Consider the following 20,065-nt stretch of genomic DNA (forward strand, 5'->3'; position numbering starts at 1 on the left):
GCCGCTAGCGCGTCAACTCGATGATCTCGCTCCGGAACGTGCGGTAATGGGCTGCCTTTGTGAAACCGAGCGCATGGAGATCGGCCAAGCCCCAGGTGTCGGTTCGCGTCGGCGTTGCATATTCGACCACCCACACGCGGGAGACGCCGGCGAAACGGCCGCGAGCCACCGCCTGCGGCACGCTGTCCATGGTGTCTGCCCAACTGGTGTTGCGCGTGTATGGCGTCGCGAGCAACACGTTGTTCACACCGGTGAACCCGGCCGGATAGCTGCGCAACGCGAGTTCCGGGCGCTGCGACTGCGGCGCCGACTGGTCGAACAGCACACCGTCACCGGGTACGGCGTGCGCGCCGACGGTGGCGGAAATTTGTGCCCAGTCGCTGTCGTTCATCGCGTACGGGCCACGTTGAACCAGATACGCAGGCACGAACGCGGCCAGCACGACCATTGTTGCGATCACGGCTGCACGTGTGTGTCGGCGGTGAGGCACCCACCTGTACGCCGCAAGCCTGCTGATGCCGCAAGCGATCAACACGGCTGCTGCAGGCGCGCAGAATGTCAGGTAGCGAGGCGTGAAGGCTGGCACGAACGAGCCGAGCGCGATGAGCAGCGCGGCCGGAATGAACAGCCAGCACGCAGCCACCAGCTCGAGCGACGGTAGCGGTCTTGCCGCGTCAGGGCACTCTCGCGTGCCACCGAGCCCGGATGCCGCCTCCTCGGTCGCTGCTTCGGTAACGGCCCCACCAATCGCCCCGCCGACGGCTAGGGCGATCAGCACCCAGGCGACGATCGCGGCCGCGCTGTATCCGAACCACAGTTCGACCAGGATCGAATTTGGCGTGACCTGCGTTTGCGGGGCCAGATACTCGATCTGCGAACGCTCGAGAAAGGCCCATACAACCATCGGCACCGCTGCAGCGAGGCCGGCGGCCGTTGCGACCAGCCAGGACGCGGCAAAGCGTCGGCCCGGGCGGTGCCACAGCGCGAGCACAGCGTGTGCGGCGACGACGAGCCCGACGTAGAGAAAACAGTAGATGCCGAGCGTGAGAAGCGCAGCGTAGGCGGCCCACAGCATCCGCTTCGGTCGCGAACGTCGCAGCAGTTCGACGAACAGTACCGTGAGCCAGGCTGCGATTGCCGCGCTGAATGCATACGAGCGTGCCTCTACACCCGCGTAGGTCAAGCGCGGCAGGAGTGCGCAGACCAAACCGGCGATGAATGCCGTGCGGCTGGAGCTTAGCTGTCGCACGAGAATGACAACCGCGGCAATGCACAGGCCGATCGCGATCGCGCTCGGAAAGCGAATCGAGAACGGTGAACTGCCGAACAGGTCGACCCAGAAATGCAGGCCGAGGTAGTACGTGCCGTGCACCGCGTCGATGTGCCCGAGCATCATGAACAGCGAGTCCAGTGGCCGACTCGCCGAGACGAGGCTCGCAGTCTCGTCTTCCCACAGCGACGGAATCCACGATCCGAGCAACGACACCAACATCGCGAGCAACCCGAAACCGACCGGCAGCCTCCAGGCACGGTGGACGGTGGAGTGGGGCGGCTCTACTGGAAATGGCCACGATCGCCCGGTAGTCGGCCCGGTAGTCGGCGCAGTAGTCGGCGCGGTGGCCGGCGCGGTAGTCGGCGCAGTCATCGACATCACCAGAATCCGCATCGGTCGGGTATTCTTCGAATGCTCTCAGGCGCGTCAGAGCTGGCCGAGTCGATAGCCATGGCTCCGCACGGTCAGCACAACATCTTTGTCTGTCTTGCGCCGCAGGTAGTGCACATACGTGTCAACGGTGCCGGGCTGCTCATCAGCGCGGAACACCGATCGGAGAATCTGCTTGCGGCTGAAAGTGCGTGTCGGATTCTCGGCCAGCAGCCGCAGCAATGCCCCTTCGCGTGGTGTCAGCAGGATGCGGCCGATATGTGGGGAGTAGATGCAACGGTCTTCGGGATAGAACGTCCAATCGCCAATTGGCAGAGCCGGACCTTCCGCACTGAAGACCCTCGTGAGCGCGCGGAGCCTTGCGAGGAGTTCATCGAATTCGAACGGTTTGACCAGGTAGTCGTTGGCACCGGCATCTAACCCGTCGACCCTGTCCGCGATCGTGCTGAGCGCGGTGAGCACAAGGATCGGGATGACCACTCGCTCCTCGCGCAACCTGCTGATGAGTTCGAGACCGTCGAGCGATGGCAGGCGACGATCGACCACCATGACGTCGAAATCGCCGGTCAAAGCCGCGTCAAGGCCCACCTGCCCGTCGGCGGCGAGGGTCACCGTGTATGCCTCCGCCAGCACGTCCCGGATCAGCGGCCCCAGTTGCGGGTCATCCTCGATCAGCAGCAGTTCGAGTGCTCGGTCTGCCATGATTCTCGTTTCTGCGTGCGGTCGCCATCAATTTTGCGCCGGACAGCTGAGTGGGCAGGATAGCTGAGAGCGGGGGACAGGAAGCACCGGCACACAGCACCGGCACAAACCCGGCACGAAACACTGTGCCCAGAGTAGCCCCGATGGGTTGCGATGCTGAGTAACCGAATTGGCCCGCTGGGAAAGCGCTGTGATCGCTGATCGCTGACGTGAGGGAACGCTCAGGTGCGCAGCCACGGAATCCGTGGCAGCAGCATCCCGAGCCAGATCACGAGGAAGAGCGCAGCGGCCGCGGCGGAGTACACGATCGCCGCCATCACGTCGGTCGGATAATGTACGCCGAGATACATCCGCGAGAACGCGACCAGCACCGTCGCGAGCGCACCGATCACGCTCAGCAGGACGAGTCGCGGCCGATTGTCTCTGGCCAAGAAAATCACAGCGAGGGCGAGAGCGGCAGTGAAGCAGGTGTGCCCGCTCGGATAGCTGAAGCCATGCTCGAGGGCCAACGGATCGGCCAGCAGTGCGCCGTCTGGGCGCGCCCGATGCACGAGCCATTTGATGACCTCGGAGCCGGCCCACACGGCAGCGATCATCAGCAGGAAGGTCGCCGTGCGGCCTGGGCTGCGCGTCACCAGCGCGACGAGCGCTCCGGCGATGAGACTGAGGGTGATTGCAATCGGCGGGCTGAACAGCCAAGCGATGCCCAGCGAAACGGCGGAGGCGAACGACGTGTGATTGCTGCTCAGGAATTGCAGAAAGCTCAATTCCCAGGAATCCGACGAGGGGCCGGCCGACACGAGGAACCCGAATGCGATGACGATCACGATCATGCAGCCGCTCACAGACGCGATCAACGTCGGGTGCGCGAGCGGGCGCAGCAGATTCGGCGCGGCGCGCACAGCGTCCGTCCGCTGCCGGTCCTCAGGCATCGCCATCCGCCAGGTTCGCGGTCTGTGCGGGGGGGTGCACACCCGTGATCACCCTGTCGAGCTCGTGCAGCACCGAGCGGGTGTAGGCCTCGATATCGAGGAACCCGGCGGGCACGTCGCCGTGCAGATAGGCGCGCAGCCCGTCGGCGAGTTCTGCTTCGCTCTGACCGACAATGAGCATGTCGTCATTCGGCAGTGCGTCGTGCACGGAAGAGAACTCGACGGAAACGATCGGGAGCGCCAGGATCGCGGCTTCGAGCAACACCATCGGCTGACCCTCGTAGTTGCTCGACAGCACGAAGCAGTCCGCAGCCGCCATGATCGCGAACGGATTCTGATATGCGCCGGTCAGGATTGCCGCCTCGCTGAGCCCGCGCGCGTCGATGTCTCGTTGCAGTTCTGCACGCAGCGGGCCGTTTCCCACGATGAGCAGACGCACGTCGGGTCGCTCGGCATAGACCGCAGCGAACGCACCGATCAAGCGTGCTTGATTCTTTTCCGGAGACAATCGCCCGGCAGTGACGAACCACGTGGTCTTCTTATGGCCGTCTGCGTCGCGGTGGCCACGAATCTGCTCGACCCAGGGCGGCACGATCACCGCTTCGGTTTCCGGGTCGATCGGATGCCCGTCCAGCTCGCGCAGGTCGGCGTCGGCTCCCTGCAACACGCGATTCGCGTCGATCAGATTGCGCACGGAGGTGAACCGGTCAGCGGGCGCATACGCCGCGAGTTGCCTGCTATTGAGCTCACTCAGCCGCGCGGAGACGGATACCAGGTGGTCGAACTTGTTGTACAGCGCGAAAACGGCAGGCAGTGAGCGGCGCATTGACTGCTTGCCGCCGACCTCACGGTGCACCTCCGCGGCCATGTCGTTGTGCAGCCAGATGGAGCGCGTCGCCTCGGGCGAGTGCAGCATCAACCGCGCCCAGAACGGGCTGTAACCACTGAAATCGATCACATCGTCAAAGCTGCTATTTCCGAAACAGCGCGACCACTCCTCGTTATAGAGATCGTGCTCGGCCTGAGGTGCTTCGTAGGCGCTGGTCTGTACGCGGCGTTCATTCAGTCTTCGTTTCACCTGAGCGAGCTTGCTGCCGTTCATGCCACCCACACGCGGGAACTGGCGCACGGCCGGGTGAATCTTCTCTTGGTTCTCCCGCTGCTGAGTTTTTCGCGAGTGCGCGTAGAGCACAGAGACGTCGAGTCGAGCGTGATCGATCGTGCTCAGCAGATTGAGAGCGGATGCCGTGATGCCGTTCGAGCGCATCCCTCCGAGATAGAACAGCACGCGGGGGCGCTCGTCGTGCTCCGAGTGCCGCACGCGGTACCCGCGGCGCCGGTGACGGAAGACAATGTCGATGACGCGCGCACTGGCACCACCGTCTTCGTGAGGGGTGAAGCGTTGCTGCCACTGTGTGTAGCGCTCGGACGGTTCTGGTTGGTCGGCGCTCAGCAGTTCGTGCAGCCTCAGCGCGACGTCGGCGATGTCGGTGCAGACCGGGCCCGGCCACTCGGATGCCGGGAAGTAGACCCCGCGGGAATCCGAATAGTCGGTCATGTCCGGCGTGTAGAACACGATCGGGCGCCCGGTCGGCAGAAAGTCGAAGAAGATCGACGAGTAGTCGGTGATCAGGGCGGTCGACACACCGAGCACCTCATTGGTCGGCACGTCGTTCGGCACCAGGAAGCGGCGCAACTCCGGGTTCTCTCTGGTGTATTGGTGCACGACCTGGTGAGTCTTCAGCAACACGATGTAGCGCTCGCCGAGTGCGGTCTGCAGTGTTCGCACCGCAGAGACGAGTGACTCGATGTCGTCTTCCGGCCGGTTGAACGAGTCACCCTTCCAGGTCGGAGCGTAGAGAACGATGTCACGTCCGTGCAGAGGCAGGGCCGCACGTTCCAGTCGGCCGCGCACGGCCATGAACTGGTCTTGATCGAGCAACTGCCGATCGATGCGCGGGTAGCCCTCCTCGATGATCAGGCCCTCGAACACGTTGTTCAGCTTGTACGCCGACTCATACATCTGTGTGGCCATGAACGAGTTCGCTGCCAGCAGGTAGTCGGCTGAAACAAAGTTGCGCAGCGTGTTCGCGGCCTCGAGTGCGCCGCCGGGCATGTCATAGCCCATCCGCTTCAGCGGTGTTCCGTGCCAGGTGTTGAGATAGATCTGACCGGTGCGCTTGCTGAACTCGGCTGGAAAAGTCGCGTTGTTGATCAAGAATTCGCTCGTCGCCAGAGCGCGGAAGTACGCGGCTGAGCGGTATTTGACAAACGTCACATTGGGCACGCCTGCGAACTCGCGCACTGTCTCCCGGTACTGTCGGAAGTCGGAAAGCGCCCAGATGTGCTGCAGTGATGCGAAGTCGGGTTGCCGCATCAGTTCACGGAAAATCGCCTCGGGGTTGCACAGCATCCCATTGCCTGAGAAGGATTCGTAGAGCACCGTTCCAAGACGAATCGGTTGCGCGCGCCAGTAGGCATGGTGATCGAACTGGAACGCCCGGCGGCCCCTGCGGCCCAGTCGTCGCACTCGCCGAGCGAATGCACCCATTTTGCGACCGTTCCCTCTCGTTGACTGTTACGAGAATAGCGGACCATGCGGCGCTCAGTTTTGAAACTGCTGTGTGCGCTCGTGCTGCGTCGACATGTCGTTAGCGCAGAGCCAGCGGTTTGGTTTGCACGGGAGCGAGCCAACTCACGACGATCACCGCCGTGATCGAGCCGGCGGCGACGATTGCCGCCAGAACGACGATCTGGAATCGGCCGGCCTCCAGGGGCGAGACGCCGCCGAAGATGGCGCCCACGAAAGCACCCGGCAACGTGACGAGGCCGGTTGTCTTGGTCTGGTCGGTCGTGGGGATGAGCGCGTGGTACACCGCATTGCGGGTGATGTCGTAGGTGGACTGACGAGGAGTCGCGCCCAGCGCCAGCCAACCCTCGACCTCTTCCCAGCGATCGCCGGTCGCCTCCATGAACCGGCGACCCGCCAACGTTGCGATGGTCATCGAGTTGCCGATCACGATCCCACCGATGGCCAGCACGTATCGAGCAGAGAATTCGATAGCGCCCGTGGCGAAGATGACGCCGAGGCTGACAAGAATTCCAGCGGCCATCGCTGTGACCATCATGCTTGCGTGCGCAAACGACCAACCGATGCGATGTGTCGCCGTGCCGGAAGCAACGCTGAACATGACCAGCAGTGCCAGTGCCACCCAAATCAGGTTCGAGATCACTCCGCTGAGCACAACGCTGATGATCGCCAACTGCAGTGTGCCGCGAAGTACCGCAAGCGCAGGTGCCCAGTGGTGAGGCGCCCGGTAACTCCAGAGCACGACGGTCGCGAGAACGATAAGGATCCCGACGCCCACGAGCGTCGGGAGAAGGTCAGCGGACCAGACCATGGTCAGAGGCTACCGCGTCGAACGGATGCGCGGCGCGCAGGTGCCTGGCGGCACTGTATTCGGCGGCACTGTCTTCGGCGGCACTGTCCTCGGCGGCACTAAGCAGCGTCGCCGATTGCAACCGTGCTCGATGTTCCGCGACCGGTGACGCCGACCATGAGCAGGATCGCCGCGGTCAGCACCAGCGCCACCCAGCCGGAGCCCAGGTCGAGCCCGCCGCGGGCGTGCGAGACGCCGAACCAGTCCGCAAAGGACGCCCCGAGTGGCCGTGTGAGCACGTAGGCGATCCAGAAGGTGAGTATTGCGTTAGCGTGCAAAAGGCGGAATGCGAGCCCTGGCAACGCGATCGCTACTGCGAACAGAATTCCGGAGCCGAGGTAGCCCCAGTGCAGCGTCGTCGCGGTCAGGTCTCCGACGGCCGTACCGAGCGCGAACGTGACAAGCACCGCCGCCCAGTAGAACAGTTCGCGACGTCGCGTATGAATGCTGTGGATCGACAGGGTGTGTTCGAGTCGATACCAGAGTGTGAAAATGGCAGCCAGCACGATCGCGCAGATCAGTGCGGACAACCAATAGGGGATTCCGAAGCCGACGTGAGCGACATCCGCCACCATCGTGCCGAAGACGCTGACGCCGACGATCGCCGCCCAATATCGCACTCGACTGTAGCCCGGCACGAAGAACTGCAGGGCAAGCGTCACAGCAAAGAGGAGGAAGCCGATCGCGACGCCGGGGATCGGCCCGATCGTGTGCACGAAGTAGTCTGAGGTCGCTTCGCCCATGGCTGTCGACAGCACCTTGATCACCCAGAACGCAACGGTGACCTGGGCAACCTTGCTGACGAGCATGCGGGCGCCGACCAGGGAGGTGGGCTGCGCGTTCACGTGTGCCAGATTCGCAGCGCCGATCCCAGACGTGACTAAGAAACGGTCGCCCCTGTGAGAGCTCGCAGGAACAGCACGAGGTACACCGCCGCAATGGCCAATGAGATCACGGCCTCGACGTACCACTGACCTCGACCCCACAGGCCGAGCACCGCGAGGTTCGTCACAGCCGAGGCCAACAATACGACCCCGACACCTCCGAAGATCGTCGTGCCAACAACTGGCACCAGCGTTTGCGGAAGGCGAGCGCGCATTGCGTTGGGCTGCCGCGGGCTACGTTGTTGCGTCGTGCGCCGTGCGTTGGTTCCGCGCCGGATGAGCCACGCAACGCCGGCGATAATACTGAGCACACCGAGGCCGATGAGCGCACCGCCGAGGTACAACTGGAACGAATCGGATGCGTTCTCTAGCGTCGCCGCTTGCACACAGTTTGCCGCCGTCGGCTGAACGCTCAGCCAGTGGGCGCACTTTGCTGCGACCGTTGCCGTGCCGGCCGGGAGACCGTAGACGAATCCGACGGAGGTGACGGCCGCAAGTGCCCGGGCGCCGACCGCAGCAAGCGCGACGGCGCAGAAGCCGATCGCAACCATCCGCAGGGCCGAACCGGTCAAAGCCGCCAGGAGTGCCCCCAGGTGCGCGCCGGCGCCGTCGCGATTTGCGGCACGAGCGACCGTGCCGGCGGTCCCGAACCGTTCGAGTGCGCGGTGCTGCGCCGCAACAGGGGTGAGCTCCGGATCGGAGGCGAGTTCGGCATCCGCTGTGTCGCGCAGGTGCGACTCGGCTTCTGTCAGCGTGCGACGCACTGTGGCTGCCGGCCCGCGCAGACGGCCGAGAAGGTCATCCAGGTAGGTGTCGATCGGGTCTGCGTTGGTTTGGCTTGTGTTGGCCGGGTTTGTGTTGGCCGGTTCTGTGTTGGCCGGCTTTGTGTTGGCCGAGTCTGTGTTGGCTGGATCTGCGTTGGCTGGATCTGTGCTGGGGGATTCGCCGCTCGACATCAGGCACCTCCGAGCACGGCGTTCATGCCCGCCGAGAAGCGGTGCCACTCGGCGCGTTGCCCCTCGAGAGCGTGTGCGCCGTCTGCGGTGAGTCTGTAGGTGCGGCGACGGCGCCCCTCGCTGGTATCCCAGTTGCTGGCGAGAAAGCCGAGCTTCTCGAGCCGATGCAGTGATGGGTACACCGTGCCCTCTGGCATATCGAACTCGCCGTTGCTGCGGCGGCGCAATTCCGCGATCACTTCATACCCGTGTGCGTCACCGGACTGCAGAACGGTGAGGAGCAGGGTATCGAGATTGCCCTTGATTCGATCGTTGCTCATACCTAGGGATTCTAAGTACAGTTTGGTGTGTTGCGCAAGACCGTGTTGCGCAAGACCGTGTTGCGCAAGACCGTGTTGCGCAAGACCGTGTTGCGCAAGACCGTGTTGCGCAAGACCGTGTGGCCACAGCGCCCTGGAAGACCGTGCTGCAAGACCGCGCCTTCAGGCACGCGCAATGCGCCGGGCGCGTCTGATGGCCCGGTGGTACCCTCGCGGCATGGACACGAGCGAACTGTGGACGTTGGCGCAGTTGCGCAAGGCGCGCGATCTGATCGATCGCGAGTACGCGCATCCGCTCGATGTTCCGACCATGGCGCAACATGCGCTGATGTCGCCAGCGCATTTCTCCCGCCAGTTCAAGGCGGCATACGGTGAGACGCCATACGGCTACTTGATGACACGTCGCATTGAGCGCGCGATGGCACTCTTGCGCGCCGGTTCGAGCGTGACGGATGCGTGCATGGCGGTCGGCTGCACCTCGCTCGGCTCGTTCAGTTCGAGTTTCACGGTGATCACAGGGGAGACGCCGTCGTCGTATCGCAACCGCGAGCACAGTGCGGTGGAGGCGATGCCCGCGTGTATCGCTCGTCTTCTGACCCGACCGATGCCGATGGCACTGGATGGCGCGGTGCGGCGCGAATCGAGCAGGATCCGAGAAGCGGAGCCTGCCCGCGCTTCGTAGATTTGGCGTATGACAATTTCACTCAGCTACTGCCCAATTACCGTCGATGATGTGGACGCAGCGATCTCGTTCTACCGGGATGCCGTAGGCCTCGAGCAGCTCAGCGATGTGGCTTCAGACGGCCACCGCTGGGTGAGTTTCGGGTTCGCCGGTCAGCCGGGGCTGGCGATCGTGCTGTCCGACCCGGGTGCGGGTCGCTCACCCGAGGACGGCGACGCCCTGCACCGTCTGATCGTGAAAGGTTCGGGCCCAGGCCCGATCGTGTTCGCCACCGATGACGTAGACGCGACATTCGAGCAGCTGCGAGCATCCGGTGCGGAAGTTCTGCAAGAACCGATCGACCAGTCGTGGGGTCCGCGCGACTGTGCATTCCGCGACCCGGCGGGCAACATGGTGCGGTTCAATCAGACGCAAACCCAGGCGTAGTCGGCTTACTCAGGCGCAGTCGCAGTCGGCGTAAGTTTGCGGTGTGCAGAACCCCGGCCCGCAGAATGCTGACCCATCGCTGAGCGAAGCAGCGATCACGGCACGGCTGCGCACTGCGGGTTGCGTGTTCGCGGAGGAGGAAGCTCGGCTACTAATCGAAGCGGATGCAGCGCCGATCGAACTCGAGAATATGGTCGCTCGGAGAGTTGCCGGCTTTCCGCTTGAGCACATCCTTGGTTGGGTCGAATTCTGTGGTTTGCGAATCGAAGTGGGTCCCGGTGTTTTCGTGCCGCGTCGGCGCACGGAATTCCTCGTGCGTCGGGCGGCGCGTCGGGTGCGCCCCGGCGCCGTTGTTCTTGATCTGTGCTGCGGATGCGGTGCCCTCGGTGTGGCGCTTGCTGTGACGGTTGGTCGTTCGCCGGCTTCGTCCGTTGCTGGGTCTGCTGCTGGGGCTGCTGCCATATCCGTTACTTCCTCGCTCGAGCAGCCGGACGAGAGCATCGAACTTTATGCCGCGGACATCGAGCCCGCCGCGGTCCAATACGCCCGGCGAAACTTTGCGCGGTTTCTTGGTGCGAGCGCTGCGGCTGCCGAACGCGTGCATGAAGGTGACCTATTCGATGCGCTGCCCGCAGCTCTACGCGGTCGCATCGATATGTTGCTCTGCAACACGCCGTATGTGCCGACCGACGACATCCGGTTGATGCCCCAAGAGGCGCGGACGTACGAGCCGCGGGTGACGCTCGACGGTGGTGCCGACGGGCTCGACGTGCAGCGGCGGGTGGCGGCATCCGCTCGAGATTGGCTCGCACCGGGCGGGCAGCTACTCGTCGAGGTGAGTGAGGAGCAAGGTCCGGTCACCCGGGAGCTGTTCGAGCGCAACGGTCTCACTGCCCGAGTGGCGCATTCGAACAGATTGGGGGCCACAGTTGTGATTGCAGCGCGGCCGGTGTGATCACGACATCGTCCATTCAGCGGGTGTCGATTCAAGACGCGTACAGTGAAAGCGAGTGAGCACCAGAGCCTCAGGGACGTGGATCGACAATCGAAATACGAGTCATCAGCTATAACCTCCGCAAGAACCATGCCAGTGGAGAACTGGTTGCGCTTGCGGAGCAATTTCGTGCTGACGTGATGTGTCTGCAGGAATGCGACACGACCAGCATGCCGGATGCCATCGGTCAACTTCACCTGGCCGATTCGACCAAGCGAAACCGACTCGGTCTTGCCGTGTACTACAACCGGGAGCGCTTCAGAGCGGATGAAACCAAGGCGTTCGAGCTGAAGAAGTCGTTGCACGACCGTGTGTTGACGCCAGCGCATGAGCGGTTGATCGGCACACGGCTGGTTGACAATGCCGACGGGCATGAGTTGATTGCTGCGTCGTTTCATGCAGCGCCTCTGACCGCGCTGAATTCACTGCGGCGCAAACAAATCAGCGCTGCGTATGCGGAGTTGCGCACGCTTGGTGATGGGTTGCCGACGCTGATGGTCGGTGACTACAACTATCCGATCTTCAAGAAGAACTTGACCGAGCATGTCGGGGAGTCCGGTTACGATCTGTCGCTGAGCGATCGGCGTACCTATACGCGCTACAAGATCTTTCGTGGCCATTACGACTTCGTTACGTCTGCCGGCATGGGCATCGGCAGTGTGGAGACGTTGCCCCGCGGGGTCTCGGATCACAAGCCGATTCTGGTGTCTGCTGACTACAGCGTGTAGCTGGGCTGTTGCTGATTGGGTCGGTCTGTGCTGTGCTGTGCTGTGCTGTGCTGTGCCGTGCTGTGCCGCGCCGTGCCGTGCCGCGCCACGCCACGCCACGCCACGCCACGCCACGCCGGACGGTGCCACCCCAGACTGTGCCAGTTGGACGGTGCCCGGCCGGACGGTGGCCAGGCCTGGACCTGCCGCGTCGTAGTGTGCCGTGCCGTAGTGTGCCGTGCCGTAGTGTGCCGGACCGGACCGGACCGGACCAGACTGGGCTGCGTGGCGGCAGCGCCGATCGGGATGCCCGGTTCAGCTTGCTTTGGTGGTGTTTTGCCACCAGGCGGCTTTGCGGTGGAGGCGGATGGGTTGTCGGGGGTCGCCGGTGGGTGGTGTGAGCCAGTAGTCGTTGCCGTGGCGTTGGATCCGCCAGTGTTGGTTGTGGAGGAGCATGTGGTGGAATCGGCATAAGAGGATGCCTTGAGCGATGTCGGTGCGGCCGTGGTGTTCGTGCCAGTGGTCGATGTGGTGTGCTTCAGAATATGAGGGTGGCCGGTCGCAGTCGGGGTGCATGCAGCCGCCGTCTCGGATGGCGAGGGCGACGCGTTGTTTGGCGGTGAAGAGGCGTTGTTCTCGTCCGACGTCGAGTGGGCAACCGTTTTCATCGACGGTGATGGGGCGGGTGCCGGTGTCGCAGAGGAGTCGTTCGATGGTTTCGGGTGGAACGACCTCGCCGGTGTCTTCCCAGTGGCCGGTGCCGGTGACGTTGCCGTCGGTGTCGTGTTGGTTGAGGTTTTCCTGGGTGATGACCACGCGCACGCCGGGTTGCCGGTTGCCGTAGATGGTGTTCGGGTCGGCGAGGGCGCCGGTGCGCATGACGTCGATGAGCAGGTCGAAGATCAGTTGTTCGTCGGTGCGCGGGTCGGTGCGCAGTTCTTCGGCGTGTTCGGCTTGAGCTTTGTCGATGAAGCGGGGTCCGCCGCGGCGCGGTCGCATCGCGGCGTCGACGATCGAGTCGAGCCAGGCGGCGGAGTCGTCGTCGAATTCCAGCCACGCGGTGCGTGCACCGGTGTCGTTGGTGCGGATGCGTGCTTTCCGCGCTTGGAAGTGGGCTTGGGCGCGTTCGGTGACCCCGGTCGGGTCAAGGCTGTCGCGTAACCAGCGGGCCCGTTTGGTCAGTTCGTCCGCGTTGACCCCGGCCGCGTTCGCCAGGAGGTCCTCGGCTGCCTGACGCAGCACCTCGCTGTCGCAACTGTCGGTCGGTTGGCCGAGGCCGGTCAGCAGGGCGGAGGCGCCAGCCGGGGTCAGCGTGTGGTCGGCGACCGCGCGGGTGATCGGATCATGCCACGGCAGTTCCACGACCGGGGCCGGCGGCGAACCCGCTTCGTCGGCGGATCCCTCCTGCGCCGCGCCGGTCGCGACCTCGGTCGTGTCTCCCGCCCCGTCCAGGCCCGCACCGTCCGGGGTCGGGCCGTCCGGGGTCGGGCTGTCTGCCTGGCCGGCGGCTTCTCCCGTGCGGGCTGCCGCATCGGCCTGAGCCATCGCCTCGCCGAGGCGCACCTGCCGCCATGCTTCGGCCCTCGTCGAGCCGGTGACCGATTGCAGCACCCCGGCGGTGGACCGTTGACCGCGGCGCGCGGCCAAGCCCTGATAGCCGAGCTGCCGGTTGGAGCGTTCCGAGACGATCCCGGCCCCAGCGGTGATCACCAGTTCGAACTGTGCCCGGGCGGTCGCCGCATCGGCCAGCAGCGCCAACAAGGCGTCGTCATCCAGCCCGGCAAGAAGTCGGGGCAGACCACCCGGCGTGCCGACCGGCTCCAGCGCGGCCAGAGAATCGGACACCCTCAAGGCGTCTTCTCTGATCTGCTGAGAGATCGACTGCTGGGATATTGGGGCCATGCCTCAGTGTAACACAAAATAGCTGATAGGTTCTAGTTAGAGTAAGTATTTGATCACAAACATTCGAAGATAATGACTAACGGCTTGCATGAGTGTCCGTCCCCCGGTGTAGCGTTTCACGGAGCGCGTCGGCCGGACGGTGCAGGAAGGTGGAGCAATGCGGCACGTGCGGCGGGTTGGAGTGAAATCCTCAGTTACCATCTCGGCCGTAGTACTGCTGCTCGCAATCACCGGATGCACCTCCGCGGCTCCAGCACCCACCGTCACCCCGACAGTCAACGCCTCCGCCTGGCCAACCATCACCATGGCCGGCACCGGGCAGGTGGACAAGACGACCGCGATCCCGGCGGGCGCAAAATCATTGCGCGTCGAGTTCGTCTGCTCATCCGGCCTCTTCGACGTCTCGATGAATTCGGATACCTCGCGGAGCGGGTCGTGCGGCGGCACGCGTTCATGGCTTCTGCCGCTGCCCCCATACGACAACGTGGGCCTCACGGTGAGCGTGCCGACCGACACGAGATATGCGCTATCGGCGACCTTCAGCACGGATAAGTTCGTGCCGGATCGCGTGATTGCGGCCGAATGCAAGACCCTCTCCGGTATCTACACCGCGTTCCGCGGTACCGAGGACGGCTATGCCCATTCGGACGTGACCGCAGCTCAGTGGACCGCGACCGTCACGAAGACGGTGGCTGAACTGAAGAAGCTGGCGGCATCCGCATCCGGAATCATCGGCGCCGAACTTCCCGCCGTCGTCACCTGGTACACGCGCGATGGCCTGGGGCCGGGCGATGTTCTCACCTCGGCCGGCCCCGGCTCCTACTCGGTGGCGACCGAACTGATCAGCCAGGTCTGCAGCGACAACGGCTCGGTCATCACCATTCAGGCGCACCACGGCGGCTAGCCACGCGCCGTCGGCGACGCCCGGCGGATGCCTGTGGCCGGCCCCGCAAGCCAACCCGCAAGCAAGCAAACCCGCGGAAGCGAACTCGCGCAAGCAAACCCGCGCAAGCGAACTCGCGCAAGCGAACTCGCGCAAGCGAACCCGCACACGCAAGTTCGCCCCGCCTCAGCTCACCGATACCCCGATGGTGTGCCAGCCCGTCGCCCCGTTCGGCGCAGGCGGCGCCTGTGCACTCGTCTGAACCTCGCCGCTTGCGTTGGTCGCACGCACCTGGACGGTGTGGTTGCCGGCGGTCGCATCCCATTCGAGCACCCACTGCCGCCAGGTGTCGGCCGAGACGGCGTCGGCGAGGCGCGCTTGCTGCCACGGACCGTTGTCGACTCGCACCTCGACGCGCGCGATACCGACGTGCTGGTCCCAGGCCACTCCTGCGATCGCCGCCCGACCGGCATGCACGGTTGAGTTGTCGGTGGGAGTGTCGATCCGTGAGGCGAGTTTGACCGGACCCATCGCCGACCAGCCTTTGTCCGTCCAGTACCCGATCGCCTTCGAGTACTGTGTGACGTTGAGTTGCACTACCCATTTCGTCGCCGAGACGTAGCCGTAGAGCCCGGGCACGACCATTCGCACAGGAAAGCCGTGCTCGAGTGGCAGCGGCGCACCGTTCATGCCGACAGCGAGCAGCGCATCCCGTTTGTTGTCGGTCAGCGCAGACAGCGGCGTTCCCGCCGTCCATCCGTCCGCGCTGGTCGACAGCACCATGTCTGCGCCAGCCTTCGGCACCGCGCGCGCAAGCAACTCACGCAGCGGATACCCGAGCCAGGTCGCATTGCCCGCGAGGTTGCCGCCGACCTCATTCGAAACGCAGGTCAGCGTGGCGGTGTGCTCGGTGAGCGGCAGCGCCAGCAACTGCGCGAACGTCAGGTCGACGGGGTTCTCGACCATGCCATCGATGCGCAGCTTCCAGTTGTTCGGGTCGACGGCCGGCACCTGCAGTGCCGTGTCAACGCGATAGAATCCGCCGACCGGAGTGATGTATGGGCTCAACCCCGGCAGTTTCAGATCAGCGCCGGCCGGAATGGGGGCTGCCGCGAACGCAGCTCGAGGCAGCTTCAGTGTGTTGCGGATCGACGTGACGGCCGCGGTCCCCGCCGACAACAACTGGACTCCGACGCCGACTGCTACAGCGGCAGCCGCGCTCAATCCGACGAACCGCAGGAATGATCGCCGGGCCAATTGCGGTTCCGCATTCGGGACGCGCCGCAGCTCGGCCGCCGCATCGTGCCAGCGGCGCATCCGCAGAATCGATTGCTGCAGCACGATCACGCCGACGATGAAGCCGACCACCGTCGGCGCCGCTGACAGAACGGATGCGTCTGGGCGCGTCAGCACCGCAAGCACGGCAACCACGCCGATCGCGGCGAGCAGGAGCACACCGAAAGGCGGGCGCAGAAACTCGAGGGCGCCGACCGCAACCGCGAGCACAAACAGGAGCACGCCGAGGCAGACGAATAGAAACGGTTTGTCCGAACTGCCGAACACGGAGATGATCCACTCGCGGAACCAGGCCGGGGTGAGGTCGACGACCCACGCCCCGACCGCAAAGAATGGAGTACTTGACTGCCCGGAAATCAGAGCGGCCCCAACAGCGGCGACCTGTGTGGCCAACCCGCTGAGAACACCGCAGGCCGCCGCGATCCAGAACCACGAGCCGGGGCTAAGGGCGCGTTTGGGAGTTGCCCCCGTGCCACCCGCGGGCGTGCCGCCCGTGCTGTCGCCGGGTGCTGTGTCGTTGTCGGGCGCGTCGCGGTCGCCTTCGGCGCCTGGATGCTGTGGTGATGTCGTGGTTGACACTTCTACAGATTAGGCGCGCGGGCCGTGAGTGGGCGGAGAGTTGTCCGAATGATCTGGGTTGCGGCCGTATGCTGGTGCGGGGTTTGACGAGGAGCGGGAATCGTGAGTGATGTGAACGGCAGCAACCCGGCACCCGGCTGGTATCCAGATCCGGCCGGCTCGCCGCAGCAACGCTGGTGGGATGGCACCCAATGGACCGGCTATCTGCAGAACCCGCAAACCCCCGCGCCGCCCGTTCAACCTCCGGCTGTTCAACCGCCGCCCGTTCAGCAAACGCCCGCGGCACCCCAGCAGCAGCCATACCTGAGCTCATATGCGGATGCTGCACCGGTAGCGCAGCCGTACGCCACGGTGATGCCCATTGTTCAGCCGGATCTCGGGCCTAACCCGAAGATCTACACGCCGTTCCTGTGGATCATCGTGTTGCTGCCATTGCTCGAAATGATCGCGTTCGCCGCGTTCGACTTGAACAAGTACGCGCACCTGACGACAGCGGCGGGGCCGACGTCAGAATCGTTCAGGATGGCCTTCGACCCGGCGTACCTGCTGATTGCCGCACTCGGCTGGGTGATCTATGGCGTGTCGGCCTGGCTTGCCTACCTCGACTGGCATGCGTTGGGTCGGGTCGGCGTCACGCGCCCGTTCCACTGGGCGTGGTCGTTTCTGCCGTCGGGCGCGATCGTCTATGTGATCGGCCGGTCGGTCGTCGTGCGCCGCCGCGTCGGCAAAGGCCTCACGCCGATCTGGGTCCTGATCGGCGTCTACGTGATCACGATCGTCGTCGTGATCATCAAGGTTGCATCGTTCGTCAACACGGTCATGGGCCAGATCGGCACGATCAATGGGGCCGGCATCACCTGACGACGACCGCAGCCGATTTCAGCGCAGCAACCCGTTCTCATACGCGTGCGCGACCAACTGCACGCGTGAACTCAGCGCCAACTTCGCCAGGATGCTGCGGATGTGGCTCTTCACCGTCGCCTCACTGATGTAAGCAGTCTGGGCGATGTCCGCGTTGCTCAAGCCGCGCGCCGCGAGCAGAAAGACCTCCTTCTCGCGCGCCGAGAGCACCGCGATCGACTCCGCGGCGGGCTCCGGCCGCCGCCGCGCACTCTGCGCCCGGATGATGTCCGCCGTGTCACTCGGCGCGATCACCGAGTGCCCGGCGTGCACAGTCCGAATCGACGCCAACACGAATTCGGGCGTCGTGTCCTTCATGATGAAGCCGTCAGCACCTGCGTGGATCGCCCGCACGACGGCCTCGTCGCGCTGAAACGTGGTCAGCATGATGATCTTCGGCCGGGCGCCCTCGGCGGAGGTCTCGGCACCCCCGCCGCTGCGATCGCTGCGATCCAGGATGCGCGCGGTCGCCTCGATTCCGTCGAGCAGCGGCATCCGGATGTCCATCAGCATGACATCAGGGAGCGCCTCGCGTGCGAGCGCGACCGCGGCTTCTCCGTCGTAGGCGGCGCCGACGAACGTCAAGTCGGATTGCGATTCGATCAACATCTGGATGCCCGAGCAGAACAACTGCTGGTCGTCAGCGATTGCGACGCGGATGCTGCTCATGCGTCGCTCGCAGCCGTCGCGGCCGGCGCCACTTCGGCCTGCACCCCTTCGGTTGCGCCCACTTCCGTCGGCGATACAGCCGCCGCACCGGTCGGCACGAACGCGGTCACAAGCCAGTCGCCGGGAACGTCTTCGTCGGCGCCGGCGGTCAGCCAGCCCCCGGCTAATCGCGCTCGCTCACGCATGCCGTAGATTCCGCGGCAATGCCCGCGAGCAGGCGCGCCCGCTTCGGTGCGTGCTCGCTGCACGCCGCGGGAGGACACCGTCAAAACGAAGCCCGGGCCGCGCCAGTCGAGGGTGACCCGCGCTGTCGGCTGCCCTCCCGCGTGCTTGAGCGCGTTCGTCAGGCTCTCCTGTGTGATGCGGTACACGGCAAGCTGTTGAGTCGCGGTCAGGGCCGGTTCGGTGGGCGCGGTCTCGGTCGGCGCTGGTTCGGTGCGCGCCGGCTCGGTGGACTCGGGGTCGGTGAACCGTGTTTCCGGCGCGAAACGGTCGATGGTGATTGCGAGGCCGGCCCCGCGCATCCGCTCGATGAGGTCGTCCAGGTTCTCAAGCGTGGGATTCGAGTGGCCGTCTGGGTCGTCGACGAGGGATTCGATCAGCATCCGCACCTCGGTCAACGACGTGCGAGCGGATGTTGCGATGCGCTCGAGCGATTCGTTGATCGCCTCGGGGCGCTTCGGTCCGATGAAGCGCGCACCGTCGGCCTGCGCGATGATGACTGACAATGAGTGGGCCATGATGTCGTGCACGTCCTGCGCGATGCGATCGCGCTCGCTGGCGATGATCAGGTCGATCTCGGCCGAGTGGAGCTCGTCGACGGTCTCGCCGAGCTTGGTGTCGGCGACCTGTTGGAGTCGCCTGGCCCGGAGGCCGAAGCCGATGAACCAGGCGCCCGCGGTGAGGATGAGGCCGACGACCAGAACGGCGATGATGCTCGAGATGACAGCGCTGACCGATATTCCGGGGCCGGCCCAGGACGTCCAACCGTAACCGTCGGACAGCGCGGGCACGGTCATGAGTGTTGCCACGACGAGGGTGTAACCGCCCATGATCGGCAGGGCCAGCCAGCGGATGCGCCTGCTTGCGCTGGCGCTCACGATCGAGCAGGTCAGCAATAGGCCCAGATACACGGGCCAGGTCGTGGAGCTGTAGCGAGTTGGAATGAAGACGAGTTGAATTGCAAGCACAACGCCCGGGAGCGCGACCGCCACGCGGGGGTACTGCCGCGACAGGGCGATCGACGCGGCGATCAAGCCGAGCGTGAACGGGAATGACGGCCATGGCGAGTTGCTGGAGCGCCCGGCCTCTGCGCTGATCCAGAACACGTAGAAGACGACCGCGACAGCCGGCTCCAGCGCGCGGCGCAGCGGGAGCAGTGTCAGCTCGATGCCGCGCATGATCGATGAAAGCCCCGAACGCGAGTAGGCGCGCGTCTGTTCGCTCGCCCTGCGGATTCGAGTCCCGAGGTACCAGAAGCCGATCGTGATCAGCGCAGCTGTGCCGCCATAGATCGTGAAGTCAGGCAGCAGTCCGACGGTGGACAAGTGCTTCCCGTTGATCAGCCCATCGATACCGGTGGCGCTGAACCGCGGGAGTAGCAAGAGTGCGGCGACGACGAGGGCGTAGGCGGCCAGGACGACGGGGGCAACGACGCGCATCCGCCCGGTTGCATAACATCCGACGAGCGCCCCGAAGACGAGCAGCAGGAGGTAGGCGGACCAACTGAACAGGCTGAAGCGAGCGGGCCACGCGACAAGTTGAATGGCCAGGAGTGCCCCGACCAGGATGATCGAGGCATTGGTTGCGACGCGGGCGAGCGCGATAGCGGTGGTGAAGCCGACTGCGATCAGGAAGGCGTATGGCGTTGTGTACACGATCATGTCGACGCGCAGCGGGACGAACGTGACCATGCGCAGGTTGAACCCGACGGCCCAGATGATCAGGAGTGCCAGCCCGATCAGCGGTTCGACGGTCCAACGAGGAACGCGCGGTTCCGCCCGCATCGATTCAGAGTGCATGCCCTAACGGTAGGGCGGGCACGGTGTGTTGGTCGCAGGTTGGCGCGCAATTCCTCCCAAAGGATGATGGCAGCCAACCCACGGACGGACGACAGCACCCGTATCGGAG

The 20,065-nt window shown here is 64.7% G+C and carries 19 protein-coding genes; 6 read left to right on the forward strand and 13 right to left on the reverse strand.

Annotated features, from left to right (window positions below; all coding sequences use genetic code 11):
* Positions 1-4: 4 nt before the first annotated feature.
* From QU604_RS00315 to QU604_RS22120, 9 genes are all read right to left on the reverse strand, one after another.
* Entirely contained in the window at positions 5-1,645 is a 1,641-nt protein-coding gene (locus QU604_RS00315) for a glycosyltransferase family 39 protein (protein ID WP_308466806.1), read from the reverse strand.
* Positions 1,646-1,699: 54 nt separating this feature from the next.
* Positions 1,700-2,365, reverse strand: coding sequence for a response regulator transcription factor (locus QU604_RS00320; protein WP_308466807.1), 666 nt, complete (start codon positions 2,363-2,365; stop codon positions 1,700-1,702).
* A 221-nt stretch (positions 2,366-2,586) separates the two neighbouring features.
* Positions 2,587-3,297, reverse strand: a complete 711-nt coding sequence (locus tag QU604_RS00325; protein ID WP_308466808.1) for a phosphatase PAP2 family protein — start codon at positions 3,295-3,297, stop codon at positions 2,587-2,589.
* Positions 3,290-5,848 carry a CDP-glycerol glycerophosphotransferase family protein gene (locus QU604_RS00330; protein WP_308466809.1) on the reverse strand — a complete coding sequence of 853 codons (2,559 nt, stop codon included), beginning with the start codon at positions 5,846-5,848 and terminating at the stop codon, positions 3,290-3,292. The genes QU604_RS00325 and QU604_RS00330 overlap by 8 nt, the downstream gene beginning before the upstream one ends.
* A 100-nt stretch (positions 5,849-5,948) precedes the next feature.
* A complete protein-coding gene (locus tag QU604_RS00335; RefSeq protein WP_308466810.1) occupies positions 5,949-6,698 on the reverse strand; it encodes an ABC transporter permease in 750 nt (249 codons plus the stop codon).
* Positions 6,699-6,796: 98 nt separating this feature from the next.
* A complete protein-coding gene (locus QU604_RS00340) occupies positions 6,797-7,582 on the reverse strand; it encodes a COG4705 family protein (protein ID WP_308466811.1) in 786 nt (261 codons plus the stop codon).
* 35 nt (positions 7,583-7,617) lie between these two features.
* Complete coding sequence (locus QU604_RS00345) at positions 7,618-8,577, reverse strand: hypothetical protein (protein ID WP_308466812.1); 960 nt, start codon at positions 8,575-8,577, stop codon at positions 7,618-7,620.
* Positions 8,577-8,897: a PadR family transcriptional regulator gene (locus QU604_RS00350; protein WP_308466813.1), complete on the reverse strand. Its 321-nt coding sequence runs from the start codon at positions 8,895-8,897 to the stop codon at positions 8,577-8,579. Before QU604_RS00350 ends, QU604_RS00345 begins: the two co-directional genes overlap by 1 nt.
* Positions 8,898-8,908: 11 nt before the next feature.
* Complete coding sequence (locus QU604_RS22120; protein ID WP_409349984.1) at positions 8,909-9,067, reverse strand: pentapeptide repeat-containing protein; 159 nt, start codon at positions 9,065-9,067, stop codon at positions 8,909-8,911.
* Positions 9,068-9,114: 47 nt separating this feature from the next.
* Between QU604_RS22120 and QU604_RS00355 the strand changes: the two genes are divergently transcribed.
* The 4 genes from QU604_RS00355 to QU604_RS00370 all read left to right on the forward strand — a co-directional run bounded on the left by QU604_RS00355 (position 9,115) and on the right by QU604_RS00370 (position 11,727).
* Complete coding sequence (locus tag QU604_RS00355; RefSeq protein WP_308466814.1) at positions 9,115-9,579, forward strand: helix-turn-helix transcriptional regulator; 465 nt, start codon at positions 9,115-9,117, stop codon at positions 9,577-9,579.
* A gap of 9 nt (positions 9,580-9,588) precedes the next feature.
* Complete coding sequence (locus tag QU604_RS00360) at positions 9,589-10,005, forward strand: VOC family protein (protein ID WP_308466815.1); 417 nt, start codon at positions 9,589-9,591, stop codon at positions 10,003-10,005.
* A 43-nt stretch (positions 10,006-10,048) separates the two neighbouring features.
* Positions 10,049-10,960 carry a HemK family protein methyltransferase gene (locus QU604_RS00365; protein ID WP_308466816.1) on the forward strand — a complete coding sequence of 304 codons (912 nt, stop codon included), beginning with the start codon at positions 10,049-10,051 and terminating at the stop codon, positions 10,958-10,960.
* Positions 10,961-11,055: 95 nt separating this feature from the next.
* Positions 11,056-11,727 (forward strand): endonuclease/exonuclease/phosphatase family protein, encoded by a 672-nt coding sequence (locus tag QU604_RS00370; RefSeq protein WP_308469005.1) that lies wholly within the window; start codon positions 11,056-11,058, stop codon positions 11,725-11,727.
* A gap of 294 nt (positions 11,728-12,021) precedes the next feature.
* Here the strand turns inward: QU604_RS00370 and QU604_RS00375 are convergent, their stop codons facing one another.
* Positions 12,022-13,608 (reverse strand): DUF222 domain-containing protein, encoded by a 1,587-nt coding sequence (locus tag QU604_RS00375; protein ID WP_308466817.1) that lies wholly within the window; start codon positions 13,606-13,608, stop codon positions 12,022-12,024.
* 181 nt (positions 13,609-13,789) lie between these two features.
* Here QU604_RS00375 and QU604_RS00380 point away from each other — a divergent pair, with 181 nt between their 5' ends.
* Complete coding sequence (locus QU604_RS00380) at positions 13,790-14,512, forward strand: hypothetical protein (RefSeq protein WP_308466818.1); 723 nt, start codon at positions 13,790-13,792, stop codon at positions 14,510-14,512.
* Positions 14,513-14,677: 165 nt separating this feature from the next.
* Here the strand turns inward: QU604_RS00380 and QU604_RS00385 are convergent, their stop codons facing one another.
* The gene (locus QU604_RS00385; RefSeq protein ID WP_308466819.1) at positions 14,678-16,366 is read right to left on the reverse strand and encodes a molybdopterin-dependent oxidoreductase; all 1,689 of its coding nucleotides are present in this window, start codon (positions 16,364-16,366) and stop codon (positions 14,678-14,680) included.
* 102 nt (positions 16,367-16,468) lie between these two features.
* Between QU604_RS00385 and QU604_RS00390 the strand changes: the two genes are divergently transcribed.
* A complete protein-coding gene (locus tag QU604_RS00390; protein ID WP_308466820.1) occupies positions 16,469-17,227 on the forward strand; it encodes a DUF2510 domain-containing protein in 759 nt (252 codons plus the stop codon).
* An 18-nt stretch (positions 17,228-17,245) separates the two neighbouring features.
* Here the strand turns inward: QU604_RS00390 and QU604_RS00395 are convergent, their stop codons facing one another.
* Together QU604_RS00395 and QU604_RS00400 are read right to left on the reverse strand one after the other, a co-directional pair.
* Positions 17,246-17,935, reverse strand: a complete 690-nt coding sequence (locus QU604_RS00395) for a response regulator (RefSeq protein WP_308466821.1) — start codon at positions 17,933-17,935, stop codon at positions 17,246-17,248.
* The gene (locus tag QU604_RS00400; protein ID WP_308466822.1) at positions 17,932-19,956 is read right to left on the reverse strand and encodes a sensor histidine kinase; all 2,025 of its coding nucleotides are present in this window, start codon (positions 19,954-19,956) and stop codon (positions 17,932-17,934) included. Before QU604_RS00400 ends, QU604_RS00395 begins: the two co-directional genes overlap by 4 nt.
* Positions 19,957-20,065 lie beyond the last annotated feature (109 nt).

The sequence above is a fragment of the Rathayibacter sp. SW19 genome, from assembly GCF_030866825.1.
Classification (GTDB): Bacteria; Actinomycetota; Actinomycetes; order Actinomycetales; family Microbacteriaceae; genus Rathayibacter_A; species Rathayibacter_A soli.